Annotated in this window: 1 pseudogene; it reads left to right on the top strand. The window is 71.9% G+C overall.

What is annotated here, in order from left to right:
• Positions 1-228 precede the first annotated feature (228 nt).
• Positions 229-22,515: pseudogene (locus ACZ7MF_RS32545) on the top strand (SDR family NAD(P)-dependent oxidoreductase); the annotation flags it as partial.
• Positions 22,516-22,724 lie beyond the last annotated feature (209 nt).

Genomic DNA, 22,724 nt, shown 5'->3' on the forward strand with positions numbered 1-22,724 from the left:
CAAGGGGGCTCTTTCCGGGGCCGTTTAGGGGTGGACTGGGGGTGCCGGGGGGCACCCCTCGCTGCCCAGAATGAACGTGCGGGCGTGTTGATCATGTGTCTCTTGCCGCCGCGCCCGGGGCCACCGCCTCCGGAGCCGCGAAGCGCCCGCCCGACCAAGGGGGTAGTCCAGCAGATGGTGCGCCAGGAGCTGATTCGTCCACTGCCGGACGTACTGCGTACCCAGGCGGCCCGGTACGGCGGCAAGACCGCCTACCGGGACGAGCGGCGCGCCGTCGACTACGCCGGACTGGACCGTGTCACGCGCCGCATCGGCGGACACCTCGCCGGGCTGGGCCTGCGACGCGGCGAGCGGGTCGTGCTCCTGGTCGGCAACCGGGTCGAGTTCGTGGAGGCCTTCCTCGCCGTCACCCGGGCCGCGGGGGTCGCGGTCCCGGTCAACCCGCACGCCGCTCCCGCGGAGATCGCCCACATCCTGACCGACAGCGGCGCGACCGCGCTGATCACCGAACGCTCGCGGCTGGGCAGGCTGGACCCCGAGACCGTGCCGCACCTGGTTGTCCTGCTCGACGACGGCGACGCGTACAACGAAGGCGACGTCTACGGCGAAGGTGACGCCCACGACGAAGGCACGGGCGCGGCGCACGACGAGCCCGGCACGTACGGCGAGGCCGCCGCCGGCCCGCACGCCTACCGGACACTCGCTGCGACGGACCCCGCCCAGGAGCCGCCGGACGACCTCGGGCTCGACGAGATCGCCTGGTCGCTGTACACCTCCGGCACCACAGGGCGCCCCAAGGGAGTGCTCGCGACCCAGCGGCACGCGCTCTGGTCCGTGGCCACCGCCTACTCCTCCGTCTTCGGGCTCGACGAGGACGACCGCCTGCTCTGGCCGCTGCCCCTCTTCCACAGCCTCGCGCACGTCATGTGCGTCGTCGGCGCCGTCTCCGTCGGCGCCACCACGCGGATCCTGCCCGGGTACTCGGCCGACGACGTCCTCGACGCCCTGCGCGCGGAACCCTGCACGACGCTCGTCGGCGTGCCCGCGGTGTACGAGCAGATCCTGCGCGCCGCACGCGACGGCGAACTGGACACCTCGGCCCTGCGCGCCTGCCTGGTGACCGGTGCCGGCGCGAGCCCCGCGCTGCGCCGCTCCTTCGTCGAGACCTTCGGGATCGCGCTGACCGACAGCTACGGCAGCACCGAGACCTCCGGCGCGATCACCATGTCCCCGCCCGGCCAGCTGGTGCCGCACGGCTCGTGCGGCCTGCCGCTGCCCGGCCTCTCGCTGCGGTTCGTCGACCCCCACACCGGCCGCGACGTCGCGGAGCCCGGCACCGAGGGCGAGATCTGGGTCAACGCGCCGAACGTGATGCTCGGTTACCACGACCGCCCCGAGGAGACCGAGCAGGCGCTGCGCGACGGCTGGTACCGCACCGGCGACCTCGGCGTACGCGACACCCACGGCTTCGTCACCCTCACCGGCCGTCTCAAGGAACTCATCATCCGGGGCGGCGAGAACATCCACCCCGGCGAGGTCGAGGACGCCCTGCGCGGACCGGGCGTCCGGGACGTGGCGGTGGCGGGACAGGCCGACGAGATCCTCGGCGAGGTGCCCGTCGGCTACCTCGTCGTCGACGAGCACACCGGCCTGCGCCCCGACGACCTCCTCGCGGCGGCGGCCGACCGGCTGGCCGCCTACAAGTTGCCCGACCGCCTCTACGCGATCACCTCGATCCCCCGCACCGGCTCCGGAAAGGTGACCCGCCGGGCCCTCGCCGGACTCCCCGCCCGGCTGCTCACCGTGAGCGGAGCGGGCCACCCGGCACTGCTGCGCCCGACCGGGAACGGGGCAGGCCACGAGCGCGTGCCCGCCGCCGCACTGCGCCCGGTGGGAACGGGAACGGTCCTGCTCAACGGCCCCGACGCCGCACTGCTCGCGCCGCTCGCGGACCACCTGACGGACGCGCAAGGCATGACGGCCGTCGTCTCCACGAAGCCGCCGGCCATCGCGCTGCGCGAACTGGGCCGGACGCCCGACGCGGCCGTCGTCGTGACCGGGCCCGACACCGCCCTCGCCGGACCGGAGGCCGCCGAGTGCGCCGCGGCCCTCGGCACGGGCCGGCTCGTGCTCATCGCGCCCGACGGCGAACCGCCCGCCGACCAGCCCGACGCGGCACACCCCCTCCTCGCCGCACGGCGCGCCGCCGGCCTGCCGGCCGTGCTCCTCGCCTGCCGGCTGTGGACCGAGGACGACGAGACCGTCGCCCCCTCCGGCCAGGACTCCCTCCCGATGACCACCCGCCAGGGCCTGGACGCCCTGGACGTCGCCCTGGGCGGCGACGAACCCGTCCTGTGGGCCGTACGCCGCGACGATCACGACGGGCCCACCGGCCTCCCCGAGTCCGATCCGGCCGCCGTCGCCGCGCTGCGCGCCCGGGTCACCGCCCTGACCGCCGACCGGCGCGAAGCCCTGCTGCTCGACCTGGTGCTCGACGCGGTCGCCGCACTGACCGGGCGGCGCGACATCGACCCCGACCGCGCCTTCAAGGCACTCGGCTTCGACTCCGCCCTCGCCGTGCGGCTGCGCAACGCGGCGGCCGCCGCGACCGGCCTCCACCTGCCCACCGCTATCGTCTTCGACCACCCGACGCCCACCGAACTCGCCGCCGAGCTGCTCGCCAGACTGACCGGGACCGTACGCAAGACCGCCGCACCGGCCCTGCGGAGGAGCACCGCACAGCCGGACGAACCGATCGCGATCGTCGGCATCGGCTGCCGCTATCCCGGCGGCATCGGCTCACCCGACGAACTCTGGGACCTGGTTCTGGCCGAGCGCGAGGGCCTCGGCCCGTTCCCCACCGACCGTGACTGGGACCTCGCGGACCTCATCGACGACGACCCCGGCGCGGCCGGCACCAGCTACGTCGGCACCGGCGGATTCCTCTACGACGCCGCCGACTTCGACGCCGCCTTCTTCGGCATCTCCCCCCGCGAGGCGCTGGCCATGGACCCGCAGCAGCGGCTGCTGCTGGAAGTCGCCTGGGAGGCCGTCGAACGCGCCCGGATCGCCCCGGACACGCTCAAGGGCAGCCGCACCGGCGTGTTCACCGGAGCGATGTTCCACGACTACCTCTCCCGGCTGACGTCCGTCCCCGAGGACATCGAGGGATACCTGGGCACCGGCGGCGCCGGAAGCGTGGTCTCCGGCCGCATCGCCTACCTGCTCGGGCTCGAAGGCCCGGCCGTCACCGTCGACACGGCCTGCTCGTCGTCGCTGGTGGCACTGCACCTGGCGGCCCAGTCGCTGCGCCAGGGCGAGTGCGACCTCGCCCTCGCCGGTGGTGTCGCGGTCATGGCGACACCCACCACCTTCGTCGAGTTCAGCCGCCAGCGCGGCCTCGCGCCCGACGGCCGCTGCAAGCCCTTCGCGGCGGCGGCCGACGGCACCGGCTGGTCCGAGGGCGCCGGACTCCTCGTCGTCGAGCGGCTCTCCGACGCCCGGCGCCTCGGCCACCCCGTACTGGCCGTACTGCGCGGCTCGGCGATCAACCAGGACGGCGCCTCCAACGGGCTGAGCGCACCCAGCGGCCCCTCCCAGCAACGGGTGATCGACTCGGCGCTGACCGCCGCCGGGCTCACCCGGGCGGACGTGGACGCCGTCGAGGCACACGGCACCGGCACCGCCCTGGGCGACCCGATCGAGGCCCAGGCACTGCTCTCCGCCTACGGCCACGACCGCGACGAACCGCTCTGGCTCGGCTCGATCAAGTCCAACATCGGCCACACCCAGGCCGCGGCGGGCGTCGCCGGGATCATCAAGATGATCCAGGCCATGCGGCACGGCACACTCCCCAGGACCCTGCACGTCGACGCGCCCACCCCGCACGTGGACTGGAACTCCGGCAACGTCCGGCTGCTCACCGCGGCCCGCCCCTGGCCCGAGTCCGGCCGACCGCGCCGCGCGGGTGTCTCCTCCTTCGGCATCAGCGGCACCAACGCCCACGTCATCCTGGAGCAGGCGCCCGAGCACGAACAACGCCCCGGCATCAGCCTGCCCGTCGCCCCCACGCCGGTGTCCGCGAAATCCCCCGAGGCACTGGACGCCCTGGCCGAAACGGTCGCCGGACTCGACGGCGACCCGGCCGACCTGGGCCTGTCCACGGCCGTGACCCGATCGGCGTTCGACCACCGAGCCGTCCTGTGGCCCGGCGTCCGGATCGACGGCGTCGCCGTACGCGGCCGCACCGCCTTCACCTTCACCGGCCAGGGCGCCCAGCGCCCCGGCATGGGACGCGAACTCCACGCCGCCTTCCCGGCGTTCGCCCGCGCCTTCGACGAGGTCTGCGCCCACCTGCCGGACACCGTACGGACCGCGGTACTCGGCGACGACGCCACCCTCCTGGACCGGACCCGCAACGCCCAGCCCGCGCTCTTCGCCGTCGAGGTGGCGCTGTACCGGCTGTTCGCCTCGTGGGGCGTCACCCCCGACGTGCTGATCGGCCACTCCGTCGGCGAGCTGGCCGCCGCCCACGTCGCCGGCGTCTGGTCCCTCGAGGACGCCTGCCGCATCGTCGTGGCCCGCGGCGCCCTGATGGACGCCCTGCCCGAGGGCGGCGGCATGCTGGCCGTACGGGCGAGCGAGGAGCGGGTACGCGCGCTGCTGCTCCCCGACACCGGCATCGCCGCGGTCAACGGCCCGGACGCGCTGGTCGTCTCGGGCACGAACGACGCGCTCGACCGGCTCGCCGCTTCCCTGGAGGCGCTGGAGGCCGACGGCGTACGCTCCCGGCGACTGCGGGTCAGCCACGCCTTCCACTCCCACCTGATGGAACCGATGCTCGACGGGTTCCGGACCGTGGTGCAGGCCGCGCGGAGCCACCCACCGGCCATCGACGTGATCCCCACCGGCGGAACGGACACGACCGGCGACTGGAGCGACCCCGAGTACTGGGTCGCCCAGGTCCGCAACCCGGTGCGCTTCGCCGACGCCGTCCTGGCCGCCCCCGACGTGACACGCTGGCTGGAGATCGGCCCCGACCCGGTCCTGACCGCACTCGTCGCCCAGACGTCCGACGCACCGCTGACCGTGCCCACCCTCCGCGCCGGCCGCGGCGAGGCCGAGACGGCGGTGTCCGCGCTGGGCGCCCTGTGGGCACACGGCGCCGAGGCCGACTGGGCCGCCTACTTCGACGGCGCCCGCACCACCGACCTGCCCACCTACCCCTTCCAGCGGCGACGTTACTGGCTCCCCTCCGGCGACGCCGGGGCCGACGTCACCACCGCCGGTCTGCGGGCCGCCGCCCACCCACTGCTCGGCGCGGTCGTCGGCCTCGCCGACACCGGCTCCGTCGTCCTCTCCGGCCGGCTCTCGCTCGCCGGTCACCCGTGGCTGACCGGCCACACGGTCCGGGGACAGGTCGTCCTGCCCGGCTCGGCGTTCGTCGAACTCGCCCTGCGGGCCGGTGACGAGACCGGCTGCGGTCTCATGCAGGAACTCACCCTGGCGGCGCCGCTCGTGCTGCGGCACGGCGAGGCCGTCCAGATCCAGGTGACCGCCGACGCCCCCGCACCGGACGGCACCCGCGCACTCGCCGTCCACGCCCGCACCGAGACCGACGAGGAGTGGACCAGGCACGCGACCGGCCTGCTCGCGCCCGAACCGGCCGCGGCCCCCTCCGACGACTTCGGCACCTGGCCGCCCGAAGGAGCCCAGCCGGTCGAGATCGGCGACTTCTACGCCGACCGGGCCGCGGCCGGCCTCGGCTACGGACCCGACTTCCAGGGCCTGCGCGCCGCCTGGCGGCACGGCGACGACGTCTACGCCGAAGTCGTACTGCCCGAGGCCCGCGCGGCCGAAGCCTTCATCGTGCACCCCGCCCTCCTCGACGCGGCCCTGCACGCCATGGAGTTCGGCCCGCACACCAACCAACCGGGCCAGGTCCTGCTGCCGTTCTCCTGGACCGTGGTCAGCGCCGCCGCATCCGGAGCGACCGCCCTGCGGGTACGGATCTCACCCGCCGACGGCGACGCCATCGACATCACGGCCACCGACCTCACGGGCGCCCCCGTGCTCCGTATCGGCTCCCTGACCATGCGGCCCGCGACCGCCCCGACGGCACACCACCCCCTCTACCGGGTCGCCTGGGAACCCGCGCCGGTGCTCGAACCCGCCGACACCGCCCACTGGGTGACGATCGGCCACGCACTGCCCGGCCTCGGCCTCCCGCACTTCCGCACACCGGCCGAACTCGGCGCCGACACCGCGGCGGGCACCGTCCGCCCCGACCGCATCGTGCTGGCACCGGACCTGCGCGCCGACACGGCCGACCGCGCCGCCGCCGCACGGGACGCCACGACCGAGACCGTCGCGCTGATCGCCCAGTGGCTCGGCGAAGAGCACCTCCAGGACACCCGCCTCGTCGTCGTCACCTCCCGCGCGACCGGCACGGCACCCGACCCCGCGGCCTGCGCGGTGTGGGGCGCGGTGCGCTCCGCCCAGTCGGAGAACCCCGGCCGGATCGCCCTCGTCGACACCGGGGCCGGTGCCGAGGACACCGGCGTCAGCGCCCTGTCCGCCGCCGTCGGAGCGGGCGAGGACGAGAGCGCCGTACGGGACGGACGCGTCGAGGTGCCGCGCCTGGTCCCCGTCCCGCAGGACCTGCCGACGCCACCGGCCGGACCGTGGCGCCTGACCTCGACCGGCACCGGCACCCTCGACGGGCTGACCATCACCCCCGCCCCCGAGGCGGCCCGCCCGCTGGCCCCCGGCCAGGTGCGGATCGACGTACGCGCCGCCGGCGTGAACTTCCGGGACGCCATGTCGGTACTCGGGATGTATCCGGGTGCGGTGGAGTTGGGTGGTGAGGGTGCTGGTGTGGTGTCCGAGACGGGTCCTGGTGTGGTGGGGGTGCGGGTCGGGGACCGGGTGATGGGGATGGCGTCGGGTGCGTTCGGGCCGGTGGTGGTTGCGGATGCGCGGATGGTGTGCCGGGTGCCTGAGGGGTGGTCGTGGGAGCAGGCGGCTTCGGTGCCGATTGTGTTTTTGACGGCTTGGTATGCGTTGCGTGATCTGGGTGGGGTCGGGGTGGGGGACCGGGTGTTGGTTCATGCCGCGGCTGGTGGTGTGGGGATGGCGGCGGTGCAGATCTGCCGGTATTTGGGTGCGGAGGTGTATGCGACCGCGTCGGAGGGCAAGTGGGATGTCCTTCGGGGGATGGGTGTTCCGGAGGAGCGGATCGCCAGTTCCCGTTCGGTGGACTTCGGCACTGCCTTCGGTGGGGCGTCCGATGGGGTGTCCGGTGGCGTGGATGTGGTGCTGAACTCGCTGGCCGGTGAGTTCGTGGACGTGTCGCTCGGACTGCTGAGCGAGGGTGGCCGGTTCCTGGAGATGGGCAAGACCGATGTCCGGGACGCGGCGGCGGTGGACCGGTCCCATCCCGGCGTCACCTACCAGGCCTTCGACCTGGTCGACGCCGGCCCCGAGCGGACCGCCGAGATGTTCGACGAGCTGCTGACCCTCTTCACGGCCGGAACACTGGAACCGCTGCCTGTCCGGACCTGGGAGTTGTCGCGGGCGCGGGAGGCGTTCCGGTTCGTCTCCCAGGCCCGCCACATCGGCAAGGTCGCACTGACCATCCCGTCCGCCCTTCCCTTCGGCGACGGCGCCGTCCTGGTGACCGGCGGCACGGGCACGCTCGGCGCCCTCACGGCCCGCCACCTGGCCGAGCACCACGGCGTACGACACCTGGTGCTGGCGAGCCGCCGGGGCCCTGCCGCTCCGGGCGCCACCGAACTGGTCGCCGACCTGGCCGAGTTGGGTGCGCACGCCGAGACGGTGGCCGTCGACCTCGGCGACCGTGCCGAGGTGGAAGCCCTGACCGCCGGACGCACCTTCACCGCGGTCGTCCACTGCGCCGGCATCACCGACGACGGCGTCATCGCCACCCTCACCCCGCGGCAGGTGACCGCGGTCATGCGGGCCAAGGCCGACGCCGCCTGGAACCTGCACGAGGCGACCCGCCACCACGACCTGCGCGCGTTCGTCCTGTTCTCGTCGGCGGCCGGAGTGTTCGGCAACGCCGGACAGGCGGGCTACGCCGCAGCCAACCGCTTCCTCGACGCCCTGGCCGCCCACCGACAGGCCCTCGGCCTGCCCGCCGTCTCCATCGCCTGGGGCCTGTGGGAACAGGCCAGCGCGATGACCGCGGGCCTCGACGCCGCCCACGCCCGCCGGACCGCACGCGACGGCATGATCGCGCTCACCGTCGAACAGGGCCTGACCCTGCTCGACGCGGCCGTCGGCCAGGCCGAACCGGGTGTCGTGGCGACCCGCCTCGACCTGACCGCGCGGGCGAACGTGCCGGGCCTGATGCACCGGCTGGTCCGTGTCGCACCGCGGCGGGCCGTCGCCGGTACGGGCAGCACCCCCGACCTGACCTCCCTCAGCCCGGCCGAGCGCGAAAGCGAACTCATCACCCTGGTCAGGCAGACCATGGCCACCGTGCTCGGTCACGCCGACGCGGCAGCCCTCTCCCTCGACAGCAGCTTCAAGGAACTCGGCTTCGACTCCCTCACGGCCGTCGAACTGCGCAACGCGCTCACCGCCGCCAGCGGTCTCCGCCTGCCCGCCACCATGATCTTCGACTACCCCACGCCGGGGTCGCTCGTCTCCCACCTGGCGGGTGGACTGGAGCCGTCGCCCGCGACCGCGCGCCCCGAGTCCCCGCACCCGACCGGTGACGCCTCCGACGACGACGCGCTCGCGATCGTCGGCATGGGCTGCCGCCTGCCCGGCGGCATCACCTCGCCCGACGCGCTGTGGCGGCTCCTGGTGAACGGCGGGGAGGGACTCGGCGGACTCCCCGACGACCGCGGCTGGAACCTCGGCACGCTGGTCGACCCCGACCCCGATGCCATCGGCACCACCTACGCCACAAGCGGTGCGTTCCTCTACGACGCCGCCGAGTTCGACGCCTCGTTCTTCGGCATCTCCCCGCGCGAGGCGCTGGCGATGGACCCGCAGCAGCGGCTGCTCCTGGAAACCTCGTGGCAGGCGATCGAACACGCCGGGATCGACCCGCACCGGCTGAGCGGCAGCCGCACCGGTGTGTTCACCGGCGTCATCAGCAACGACTACACCGTGCCGCTGCGAGCAGGCCGCCGCGACCACGTCGAGGGACACGTCCTGGCCGGGACCGCCGTCAGCGTCGCCTCGGGCCGTATCGCGTACACCTTCGGCTTCGAGGGCCCCGCGGTCTCCGTGGACACGGCGTGCTCGTCGTCGCTGGTCGCCCTGCACCTCGCCGGCCAGTCCCTGCGCCAGGGCGAGTGCGACCTGGCCCTGGTCGGCGGCGCGACGGTCATGTCGACGCCGGAGGTCTTCGTGGAGTTCAGCCGCCAGCGGGGGTTGTCTCCGGATGGGCGGTGCAAGGCGTTCGGTGCGTCGGCCGACGGGACGGGCTGGGGCGAGGGCGTTGGTGTCCTGCTGGTCGAGCGGTTGTCGGATGCGCGTCGTAACGGGCATCGGGTGCTTGCGGTGGTGCGGGGGAGTGCGGTCAATCAGGACGGTGCGTCGAACGGGTTGACGGCTCCGAACGGTCCGTCGCAGCAGCGGGTGATTCGGCAGGCGTTGGCGAGTGCCGGTGTGTCGGCTGCTGAGGTGGATGCGGTGGAGGCGCACGGGACGGGCACGTCGTTGGGTGACCCGATCGAGGCGCAGGCGCTGCTGGCGACGTACGGTCAGGAGCGGGCCGAGGAACGCCCCCTGTGGCTCGGTTCGTTGAAGTCGAACATTGGTCATACGCAGGCGGCTGCGGGTGTTGCTTCGATCATCAAGATGGTGGAGGCGATGCGGCATGGTGTGCTGCCGAAGACCCTGCACGTGGACGAGCCTTCGTCACATGTGGACTGGGCTTCGGGTGAGGTGCGGCTGCTGACCGAGGCCGTGGAGTGGCCGGAGACGGGTCGTCCGCGCCGGGCGGGCGTCTCGTCGTTCGGGATCAGCGGTACGAATGCCCACGTCATCCTGGAGCAGGGCCCTGAGGAGCGGGCTGAGGAACCGGTTGAGGTTGCGCCGGTGGTGTTGTGGCCGGTGTCGGCGAAGTCGGCCGAGGCGGTTGAGGAGTTCGTTGCCGGACTCGGCCGGTTGGACGCTCCTGCGGAGGGTGTTGCCCGTTCACTCGCTCTGCGTTCTCGGTTTGATCACCGTGCGGTGGTGTGGCCGGGCGGTGATGTGCGCGGGGTGGTGCGTGGCGGTGGCTTGGCCGCGTTGTTCACGGGTCAGGGTGCGCAGCGGGTCGGTATGGGTCGTGAGCTCTACGGCAAGTTCCCCGTTTTTGCTGCCGCGTTTGACGAGGTGTGCGCCGGTCTTGAGGTGCGGGACGACGAGCTGCTGGATCGGACGGTGCATGCGCAGGCTGCGTTGTTCGCGGTTGAGGTGGCGTTGTTCCGGTTGCTGGAGTCGTGGGGTGTGCGGCCGGATGTGCTGATCGGTCATTCGGTGGGTGAGCTGGCTGCGGCGCATGTGGCGGGTGTGTGGTCGTTGGAGGATGCGTGCCGGGTGGTGGCGGCGCGGGGCCGGCTGATGGACGCACTGCCGGAGGGCGGTGGCATGGTCGCCCTGCGGATGGGCGAGGTGGACGCGCTCGCTGCGATCGAGGGTCGGCCGGGTGTCGGGCTCGCTGCGGTCAACGGCCCCTCCTCGGCGGTCGTTTCTGGTCCTCTCGATGCGCTGGAGGGTTTGGACGGTAAGCGTCTCAACGTCAGCCATGCGTTCCACTCCGCGCTGATGGAGCCGATGCTGGACGACTTCCGTGCCGTGCTGGAGTCGGTGGAGTTCGGTGAGCCGACGTTGCGGTATGAGGCCACGGCCTTGTGTGGGCTTGGTTGGTCGGATGCGGAGTACTGGGTCCAGCAGGTGCGTGAGCCGGTCCGTTTCCTGGATGCCGTGAAGGCGGCAGATGCTTCCGCGTGGGTGGAGGTGGGCCCGGATGCGGTGCTGTCCGCCTTGGTCGCGGGCATCCGCGACGACGAGCCGGTGCTGGCGCCGTGCCTGCGCAAGGGCCAGGACGAGACCGACACCTTCGTCACCGCCCTGGCCACCCTGTGGACGTCCGGCATCGAACTCGACTGGGCCACCCAGTACACGGGAGCCCGCCCCGTCGACCTGCCGACCTACCCCTTCCAGCACGAACGCTACTGGCCGGAGCGGCCAGTAGCCGGCGGTGGAGACCTCACTTCCGTGGGGATCGACCGGGTGGAGCATCCGCTGCTCGCCACCGTGCTGCACGACCCCGAGACCGGTGGAGCGACCTTCACCGGGATGCTGGCGGCCACGGAACACGCTTGGCTGGCCGATCACGTGGTCGCGGACACGATCGTGCTTCCGGGCACGGCCTTCCTCGAGATGGCGCTGCTGGCCGGCGCCGAGCTGGACACCGAGCGCGTCGAGGAACTCGTCATCGAGACTCCCCTCGCCCTGTCCGGGGAAGTCGCGGTGCGGGTCGCCGTCGGCGGGGCCGGTGACGACGGGCAGCGGGAGATCACCATCCATTCCCGGGGTACCGGTGACTGGCTCCGGCATGCCAAGGGCGTCCTGGCACCGATGGTCGGAGTCGGACAGGCGAGCACCTGGAGTTCGGCGTGGCCGCCGGCCGGTGCGGAGCCTGTCGCCGTCGACGGGCACTACGCGTCCTTCGCTGAGGCCGGACTCGACTACGGTCCCGCATTCCGAGGGCTGCGGGCGGCCTGGCGGGACGGGGACGCGGTGCTGGCCGACGTCGGGCTCCCGGCCGAGGGCGGGGAAGCCACGCCGTACGGCCTGCACCCGGCTCTGCTGGACGCCGCGCTTCACCCGATCGGCCTGCTCCGTCCCGAGACCAGTGCCGAAGCGTTCATGCCCTTCCTGTGGCGGGGCGTCGAACTCCACCTGAGCGGCGCGTCCGAGATACGCGCCCGTATCGTCGCCGACGGAGACGACACCGCGCTGTCCCTCTACGACGCGCACGGAGATCGGGTCGCCACGGTCGAGTCGATGGTGCTGCGGCCCGCGGCCGTGCCTGAACGGCAGGGGCTGTACCGGCTCGCGTGGCAGCCCGTCACCTCGCTCGGCCAGGACGAAGGGGTCCAGGTCGTGCGAGCGGAGTCGGCCGCGCAGGTCCTCTCGGTTCTGCGGGAGAGCACCGACGACTGGATCGTGATCGTGACGCACCGGGCCGTGGCCGTCGCCGACGAAGATGTCGACCCCGGTCAAGCCGCCGTCTGGGGCCTGGTCCGAGCGGCCCAGCTGGAGACGCCGGACCGCTTCACCCTGCTCGACATCGACATCGACATCGACATCGACATCGCCACGGGATTCGTCGGGGTTCCGCTGGTGCCCGGCGAGGGGCAACTCGCCGTCCGGGACTCGGTCGTGCTGACTCCCCGGCTGACAGCCGTCGGTCCGGGTGAGCAGGAGACAGGGTTCGGTGACGGCGCCGTGCTGGTCACCGGGGGTACCGGTGCACTGGGCGCTCTGGTGGCGCGACACCTTGTCGTCGGGCACGGGGTCACCGACCTGGTGCTGGCCTCGCGCCGCGGGCCGGATGTCCCGGGCGCCGACGCGCTGAAGGCAGAGCTGGTCGGGCGCGGCGCCCGCGTGCGGATCGTCGCGTGTGATGTGGCGGACCGCGACCAGGTCGCGGACCTCCTGGCGGCTCACCGTGTCACCGCAGTCGTGCACGCCGCAGGCGTCACCGACGACGCGATGATCGAGTCTCTGACCGAAGAGCGCCTGGCCGGGGTGATGGCCGCCAAGGCCGATGCGGCCCGGCATCTGGACGAGTTGGGCGGAGACGACCTCGCGGCGTTCGTGTTGTTCTCCTCGACGGCTGCCGTCCTGGGGAACGCCGGCCAAGCGGCCTACGCGGCCGCCAACGGCTACCTCGACGGCCTAGCGGCCCACCGCGCGTCCCGCGGTCGTGCCGCGACGTCGATCGCATGGGGGCCCTGGGAGGAGGGACTGGCCGCGGACCTGTCCGCCGTTCACGTCGCCCGCATGCGCCGCAACGGCATCGACCGGCTCACGGCGGAACGCGGTCTGGATCTCTTCGACCAGGCTCTGAGCAGCGGGCTTCCGGTCGTCACCGCCCTGGCCCTGGACCAAGCCGCGGCTGTGGCTCCCCTCGCGCTGATGAGCCGGCGGAGCAGGCCGCGCAGGGCCGCCGCCGTGCGTGGTGCCGTCCCCGCGGCAGCCGCACGACTCGCTGCACTGCCGCCCGCCGAGTTGGCCGAGGCCGTCCGCGGGCTCGTGGCCGCCGAGGTCGCCGGTGTCCTCGGGCACGCCTCCGGGAGCGTGCGACTCGACCGTTCCTTCAAGGAGATCGGTCTCGACTCCCTGACGGCGGTGGAGCTGCGCAACCGGCTCAACGCCACGACCGGACTGAAGCTGTCGGCGACCCTGGCGTTCGATCACCCGAGCCCTGCCGCGCTCGCCGAGCACCTGATCGAGGAACTCACCGGCGACGCGCGTCGGCAGGACGGCGCCGCGGCGACGGCCACCGCGTACGACGGTGACCCCATTGTGATCGTCGGGATGAGCTGCCGCTTCCCCGGCGGCGTCCGCACTCCCGAAGACCTGTGGCTGTTGACACGCGATGGCGACGAGGCGATCGGTGGCTTCCCCGTCGACCGTGGCTGGGACGCCGCTGCTCTCTTCGACGCCGATCCGGACGCCGTCGGCCACACTTACTCCACGGAGGGTGGATTCCTCTACGACGCGGCGGAGTTCGACGCCTCGTTCTTCGGGATCGCGCCGCGTGAGGCGTTGGCGATGGACCCGCAGCAGCGGCTGCTTCTGGAGTCGTCGTGGGAGGCGTTCGAGCGCGCGGGCATCGACCCTGCCTCGCTGCGTGGCAGCCGCACCGGCGTCTTCACCGGCGTCATGTACCACGACTACTCCTCCCGGATAGCCCAGGTGCCCGACGAGATCGAGGGCTACCTGGGGACGGGCAACTCGGGCAGTGTGGCGTCGGGTCGGGTCTCGTACACCTTTGGTTTCGAGGGTCCGGCGATGACGGTGGACACGGCATGTTCGTCGTCTCTGGTGAGCCTGCACCTCGCGGCGCAGGCACTGCGACAGGGCGAGTGCGACTTGGCCCTGGCCGGCGGTGTGACCGTCATGTCGACGCCCGAGACCTTCGTGGAGTTCAGCCGCCAACGCGGACTGTCCTCGGACGGGCGGTGCAAGGCGTTCGGTGCGTCGGCCGATGGTGTGGGCTGGGGCGAGGGCGTTGGTGTCCTGCTGGTCGAGCGGTTGTCGGATGCGCGTCGCAACGGGCATCGGGTCCTTGCGGTGGTGCGGGGGAGTGCGGTCAATCAGGACGGTGCGTCGAACGGGTTGACGGCTCCGAACGGTCCGTCGCAGCAGCGGGTGATCCGGCAGGCCCTGTCCAGCGCCGGTCTGTCGCCCGCCGAGGTCGACGCGGTCGAGGGCCATGGGACGGGGACCACGTTGGGTGACCCGATCGAGGCGCAGGCGCTGTTGGCGACGTACGGCCAAGAGCGGGTGGAGGGTGTGCCGTTGTGGCTGGGGTCGCTGAAGTCGAACATCGGCCACACTCAGGCGGCTGCCGGTGTCGGCGGGATCATCAAGATGGTCGAGGCGATGCGGCATGGTGTGCTGCCGAAGACCCTGCACGTGGAGGAGCCGTCGCCGCATGTGGACTGGGCTTCGGGTGAGGTGCGGCTGCTGACCGAGGCCGTGGAGTGGCCGGAGACAGGCCGTCCGCGCCGGGTGGGTGTCTCCTCGTTCGGATTCAGTGGCACCAACGCCCACGTCATCCTCGAACAGGCTCCTGACGAGGAGCCGGTCGCACAGCCGACGGATAGTGCTCCGGTGACGTTGTGGCCGGTGTCGGCCAAGTCGTCGGACGCGGCTCAGCAGTTGGTAGACGTGCTGAGCGATGTGGACGCTCCTGCTGAGGGTGTTGCCCGTTCGCTGGTGTCGCGTTCTCGGTTTGATCATCGTGCGGTGGTGTGGCCGGGTGGTGATGTGCGCGGAACGGTACGTGGCGGTGGTCTGGCCGCGTTGTTCACGGGTCAGGGTGCGCAGCGGGTCGGTATGGGTCGTGAGCTCTACGGCAAGTTCCCCGTTTTTGCTGCCGCGTTTGACGAGGTGTGCGCCCGTCTTGAGGTGCGCGATGACGAGCTGCTGGATCGGACGTTGCACGCGCAGGCCGCGTTGTTCGCGGTTGAGGTGGCGCTGTTCCGGCTGCTCGAATCGTGGGGTGTGCGGCCGGATGTGCTGATCGGTCACTCGGTGGGTGAGCTGGCTGCGGCCCATGTGGCGGGTGTGTGGTCGTTGCAGGACGCCTGCCGGGTCGTTGCGGCGCGGGGCCGGCTGATGGACGCACTGCCCGAGGGTGGCGGCATGGTCGCCCTGCGCATGAGCGAGACGGACGCGCTCGCCGCGATCGAGGGTCGTCCCGGGGTGGGTCTCGCTGCGGTCAACGGCCCGGCGTCGGTTGTGGTGTCAGGGCCTCTCGATGCGCTGGAAGGTCTGGACGGCAAGCGTCTCAACGTCAGCCATGCTTTCCACTCCACGCTGATGGAGCCCATGCTGGACGACTTCCGTGCCGTGCTGGAGTCGGTCGAGTTCGCCGAGCCGTCGATGCGGTACCAGGCCACGGCCTCGTGCGAACTGGGTTGGTCGGATGCGGAGTACTGGGTCCAGCAGGTCCGCGAGCCGGTCCGTTTCCTTGACGCCGTGAACGCGGCAGACGCTTCCACGTGGCTGGAGGTCGGCCCCGACGCCGTACTGACCGCCTTGGTCGCGGGCATCCGCGACGACGAGCCGGTGCTGGCGCCGTGCCTGCGCAAGGGTCAGGACGAGACCGACACCTTCGTCACCGCCCTGGCCACCCTGTGGACGTCCGGCATCGAACTCGACTGGGCCGCCCAGTACCCCGGCGCCCAGCGTGTGGAACTGCCGACCTACCCCTTCCAACGCCAGCGCTACTGGCTCGACGCCCCCGAGGTGTCGGCCGGAGTTGGTGGGACGGGCCTTGAGGAGGCGGGCCACCCTCTGCTCGGCGCCGTCGTACGAGTGGCGGGATCCGACAGCGTCCTGCTCACCGGACGGGTGTCGGTAGACACGCACCCCTGGCTCGCGGACCACCGGGTGGCGGGCACCGTGATCCTTCCCGGCACCGCCCTGGTCGAGCTGGCGCTGCGCGCCGGTGACGAGGTCGGGTTGCACCGCATCGAGGACCTCACCATGGAGGAACCGCTGGTTCTGCCCGGCACGGGCGAGGTCAAGCTTCAGGTGACCGTGGCGGCGCCCGATCCCGAGGGCCGCAGGGAGATCGCCGTCTACGCCCGTACAACGGCGGATGCTCCCTGGACGCGTCACGCTGCCGGAGCCCTCGCCACCGGGTCGGTGCCCAGTGCGGGTTCCGAGGACTGGCTGCCGGGGGGTGCCGAGCCCGTCGACGTTGACGACCTGTATGCGGGGCTCGCGGAGTCCGGACTCGCATACGGCCCGGCGTTCCGAGGACTGCAGAACGCATGGCGGCACGGCGACGACGTCTACGGCGAGATCGCCCTGTCAGAGCTGGACGGAACCGGGTACACCCTGCACCCGGCACTCATGGACTCGATTCTCCACCTGGCAGCGGTCCTGCCGAGCGAGCCGGGTACACGACTGCCGTTCAACTGGCGGGGTGTGTCGGCCGCGGCGGGAAGCACCGGGTCCTTGCGCGTCAAGATGTCACCCGGTCTGGTGTTCAGCGCCCTGGACGAGTCCGGACGTACCGTGCTCGCCGTCGAGGAACTGGCCGTACGCGTCCTTGAACCGGGCGCGCTGCGCTCGGCTAGCCGCGACCTGCTGTTCGACCTCGACTGGATGCCCGTCCCCGCTCCGGCCGCTGCCGACCTCGTGTGGTTCGCGACCCTGGACGAGGCTCTGGACCTGCCCGAACTGCCCGAGCTGGTCGCGCTGACCGTGCCCACAGGGGCTCCGGACGAGGTATTGGGGGGTGTGCTCGAACAACTCCAGACGTGGCTCGGCACCGAGCGAACCGGCCAGTCGCGCCTGGTCCTGACGACCCGTGGCGCCGTGGACACCGACGTCGCCGACGTCACCGACGTCGATCCCGTCCATGCCGCGGTCTGGGGCCTGGTGCGCACCGCGATGACCGAACACCCCGACCGGTTCGTACTGGTCGATGGCGACGACCGCACCCTCATCGCGAGCGCTGTCGCGACCGGCGAGTCCCAGACGTCCGTGCGCACGGGAACGGTTCGCGTGCCGCGGCTGGCCCGCGCCGCCGCCGGGGGAGCGGGCGAGCCGGCAGTCGGGGACGGTGCCGTCATGGTGACCGGGGGGACCGGTGCCCTCGGGGCCCTTGTCGCCGAGCACTTGGTCGTACGGTGGGGAGTCCGCGACCTCGTTCTGGTCGGGCGGCGTGGTACGTCCGCCCCTGGCGCGCGGGAGCTCGCCGAGCGACTCACCGGCCTCGGCGCGTCCATCGAGATCGTCGCCTGCGACCTGGGCGACCGGGACGCCGTCGAAGGGCTGCTGGCTCGGCGGGACACGTGGTCGGCGGTACTGCACGCCGCCGGTGTCACCGACGACGGAGTGATCACCGACCTGACGCACGAGAGTCTCCGGAAGGTGTTCGCCGCAAAGGCGGACGCGGCCCGGAACCTGCACGAGCTGACTCAGGACCTCGAGCTGGACGCCTTCGTGCTGTTCTCCTCCATCGCCGCCGTACTCGGCAGCGCCGGGCAGGCCGGCTACGCGGCTGCGAACGCCTACCTGGACGGCCTGGCCGCCCACCGGCGCACGCTCGGTCTGCCCGCCACTTCGATCGTGTGGGGGCCCTGGGAGACCGGGATGGCCGCCGAACTGTCCTCCGCCGACCGGGCCCGCATCGCCCGCTCCGGCGTCCGTGAACTCGGCACCGACGAGGGGCTCGCCCTCCTCGACCGTGCCCTTGCCGGTGGCGCGACCGTCCAGGTGGCGGCCGGCCTCGATCTGGCACCCCGTACGACGGTGCACCCGCTGCTGCGCGCCCTGGTCAGAACCGTCACCCGGCGTCCGGTACCGGTCGTGACGGAGACCGAAGCCCTGCCACTGGTGCGGCGCCTGGTCGCCGGGGCCCTCGGTTACCCGTCGGCCGACGCAGTGGGACCCGATCAGGCCTTCAAGGACCTCGGCTTCGACTCACTGACCTCGATCGAGTTGCGCAACGCCCTCAAGGAAGCCACCGGGCTGCGGTTGCCCGCGACCCTGGTCTTCGATCACCCGACGCCCCGGGCGCTCGCCGCCTACATCGAGGCAGAACTGGGCGGCACCAGCAAGAGCGTCGAGGTACGGGAGCACAGGGCCGTCGCCGATGAGCCGATCGCGATCGTGGGGCTGGGCTGCCGCTTCCCGGGTGGCATCGGTTCCGCCGCGGACCTGTGGCAGGTCGTGACCGGAGGCGTGGACGCGGTCACCGGCTTCCCCGTCGACCGCGGCTGGGACCTCGACGCTCTGTACGACCCCGACCCGGACGCCCGTGGGCACAGCTATGTACGGCACGGTGGCTTCCTGCATGACGCGGCGGAGTTCGACGCCTCGTTCTTCGGGATCGCGCCGCGTGAGGCGTTGGCGATGGACCCGCAGCACCGGTTGCTGCTGGAGTCGTCGTGGGAGGCGTTCGAGCGTGCGGGCATCGACCCGGCCTCGCTGCGCGGCAGCAGCACCGGCGTGTTCACCGGCGTCATGTACCGGGACTATGCCCAAGGAGTGGACCTCGGCGACCTCGAAGGCCTCGTCGGTACGGGCAACGCGGGCAGCGTGGCGTCGGGCCGCATCTCGTACACCTTCGGTTTCGAGGGTCCGGCGATGACGGTGGACACGGCCTGTTCGTCGTCTCTCGTGAGCCTGCATCTTGCGGCGCAGGCGCTGCGGCACGGCGAGTGCGACCTCGCGCTGGCCGGCGGTGTGACCGTCATGTCGACGCCCGAAGCCTTCGTGGAGTTCAGCCGTCAGCGCGGACTCTCCCCCGACGGCCGGGTGAAGGCCTTCGGTGCCGCAGCGGACGGCACCGCGTGGTCGGAGGGCGTGGGCATGCTGGTGCTGGAGCGGCTGTCGGATGCGCGTCGCAACGGGCACCGGGTGCTTGCGGTGGTCCGGGGCAGCGCGGTCAATCAGGATGGCGCCTCCAATGGCCTGACCGCCCCCAATGGTCCGTCGCAGCAGCGGGTGATCCGGCAGGCGTTGGCGAGTGCCGGTGTGTCGGCTGCTGAGGTGGATGCGGTGGAGGCGCACGGGACGGGGACGTCGTTGGGCGATCCGATCGAGGCGCAGGCGCTGTTGGCCACCTACGGCCAGGAGCGGACGGATGAACGTCCGCTGTGGTTGGGGTCGCTGAAGTCGAACATTGGTCACACGCAGGCGGCTGCGGGTGTCGCTTCGATCATCAAGATGGTGGAGGCGATGCGGCATGGTGTGCTGCCGAAGACCCTGCACGTGGACGAGCCGTCGCCGCATGTGGACTGGGCTTCGGGTGAGGTGCGGCTGCTGACGGAGACGGTGGAGTGGCCGGAGACGGGTCACCCGCGCCGGGCGGGTATCTCCTCGTTCGGATTCAGTGGCACCAACGCCCACGTCATCCTGGAACAGGCTCCTGAGGAATCTGCAGAAGAGCCCAATGAAATCCCGGTGGCGTTGTGGCCGGTGTCGGCGAAGTCCGCCGAGGGGGTCGAGGAACTGCTCGCCGCGCTCGGCGGGTTGGATGCTCCTGCGGAGGGTGTTGCCCGTTCGCTCGCTCTGCGTTCTCGGTTTGACCATCGTGCGGTGGTGTGGTCGGGCGGGGACGTGCGTGGGTCGGTGCGTGGCGGTGGCTTGGCCGCGTTGTTCACGGGTCAGGGTGCGCAGCGGGTCGGTATGGGCCGTGAGCTGTATGCGAGGTTCCCGGTGTTCGCTGCCGCGTTTGACGAGGTGTGCGCCGGTCTTGAGGTGCGGGACGACGAGCTGCTGGACCGGACGGTGCATGCGCAGGCCGCGTTGTTCGCGGTTGAGGTGGCGTTGTTCCGGTTGCTGGAGTCGTGGGGTGTGCGGCCGGATGTGCTGATCGGTCACTCGGTGGGTGAGCTGGCGGCTGCGCATGTGGCGGGTGTGTGGTCGTTGCAGGACGCCTGCCGGGTGGTTGCGGCGCGGGGCCGGCTGATGGACGCACTGCCGGAGGGCGGTGGCATGGTCGCCCTGCGCATGAGCGAGACCGACGCACTTACCGCGATCGAGGGCCGCCCCGGTCTCGGTCTCGCGGCGGTCAACGGCCCCTCCTCGGTTGTGGTGTCAGGGCCTCTCGATGCGCTGGAGGGTTTGGACGGCAAGCGTCTGAACGTCAGCCATGCTTTCCACTCCACGTTGATGGAGCCGATGCTGGACGACTTCCGTGCCGTGCTGGAGTCGGTCGAGTTCGGCGAGCCGTCGATGCGGTATCAGGCCACGGCCCGGTGCGAACTGGGCTGGTCGGACCCGGAGTACTGGGTCCAGCAGGTCCGCGAACCGGTCCGCTTCCTCGACGCCGTGAACGCCGCTACAGACGTGACGACGTGGCTGGAGGTCGGCCCGGATGCCGTCCTGTCCGCCTTGGTTGCGGGCATCCGTGACGACGAGCCGGTGCTGGCCGCATGTCTGCGCAAGGGCCAGGACGAGACGGACACGTTCGTGACCGCCCTGGCCGCCCTGTGGACGTCCGGCATCGAACTCGACTGGGCCGCCCAGTACACGGGATCCCGCACCGTCGACCTGCCGACCTACCCCTTCCAACGCCAGCGCTACTGGATCGCGGGCGATCCCGCCCCGGTTGCCGAGGCATCGACCTCCTGGCGCTACGGCATTGGCTGGGCCCCACTCGCCCTCCCGCCCGGCCGACTTGAGGGGCGCTGGCTCCTCGCACTCCCCGAAGGTGCGGACGGAACCGCTCTCGCGGCGGCGCTCTCGGCGGCCGGTGCGGACCCGCTCTTGGTCCGCAGTCGTACCGACCGCGTGGCGATGGCCACCGTGCTCGCCGAGTCGGGTCCGGTGCGGGGTGTCCTGTGCCAGACGCCGTCCGAGCGGGAGGGACTGACTTACGTCCTCACCCTCCTCCAGGCGATGGAGGACGCCGAGATAGACGCGCAGCTCTGGTGCGTCACCGAAGGAGCGGTCTCCGTCCCGCCCACGGAATCCCCTGCGTCCGACGGCCCCGTGGTCCACCCCGAGCAGGCGGCGGTCTGGGGTCTCGGCCGGACCGCGGCTCTCGAATCACCGCAGCGTTGGGGCGGCCTCATCGATCTGCGTCCTGGTTGGGACGTCGCCGAGGGGGAACTTCTCTGCGCTCTGCTGGCGGACCGCTCCGAGGATCAGGCCGCGATCCGCGACGCAGCGGCCTGGGGCCGCAGGCTCGTCCGGGCCGAACAGCCCGACCCGGCGACTCCGTGGCAACCGCACGGCACCGTTCTGGTCACGGGCGGTACCGGCGCGATCGGCGGCCAGGTCGCGCACTGGCTGGCCGCAAACGGCGCCGAGCGTATCGTCCTGGTGAGCCGTAGCGGTGCGAGCGCCGATGGCGCGGCCGATCTGGCGCGGCGAGTCGGTGAACTGGGCGCGGCCGTCTCGATCGAGGCGTGCGACATCACGAACGAGCGCTCGCTCAAGGAGCTGCTGAACCGGCTCCCCGAGCTGACCGCCGTGTTTCACGCGGCCGGCGTCTCCGACCGGGGGCCGCTCGCTGAACTCACCCCCGACCGCGCCGCGCGGATCCTGGCTCCGAAGGCCGACGCGGCATGGCACCTGCACGAACTGACGCAGGACCGGCCGCTGGAGGCATTCGTGATGTTCTCCTCCATCGCCGGCGTGTGGGGCGGTGCGGGGCAGGCGGCGTACTCGGCGGCGAACGCCTACCTCGACGGGCTGGCGGATCTGCGGCGCGCCCAAGGCCTCCCTGGGCTCGCGATCGCCTGGGGCCCGTGGGCCGGTACGGGCATGGCGGCCGACGAAGCCGACTTCGAGCGTGGACTGATCGAACGAGGACTGCGCCCGATGAGCCCCGAAGCAGCGATCACGGTGCTGGCCGACGCGGTGGGCGGTGACGGGGCGACCGTCGTCGCGAACGTGGACTGGACGCGATTCGCCGACGTCTACGCCTCGGCACGGCGGAGCCCGCTGCTGGCCGAGGTGGCCCGCACTGCCGGAACTGCCGGGACCGCCGGAACAGGCGGCCCCGGCACCGACGGCCCGCAGAACGACGGTGCGTTCAGGCGTGCTCTGGCCGCGACGGCTGAATCCGATCGGGAAGAAGCCGTTCTCGACCTGGTGGTGACGACGGCCGCGGAGGTACTTGGCCACGACGAGGCCGACGCCATCGACACGGAACGAGGCTTCCTGGACCTCGGCTTCGGCTCCATGGGCATCGTCGAGGTGCGCAACAAGCTGTCGACGGCGCTCGGAACACGACTGCCCACCACCACCCTGTTCGACTACCCGACGCCCCGCGCGCTGACGCGACACCTGCTGGACAGGCTCGCCGCGGACATCGAGGAAGAGGAGTTCCGTCGGCTGGTGGCCGACATTCCACTGGAACGCTTCCGCTCCGCCGGCCTGCTGGACGCAGTGCTCGGCCTGGCCGGCGGTGCGACATCCCAACCCCAGCCACGCGACACCGAGACCGGTGACAGCGAGCTTGGCGAAGCGGACGGGGACATCGACGC

It is taken from the genome of Streptomyces sp. NPDC111628, from assembly GCF_055635195.1.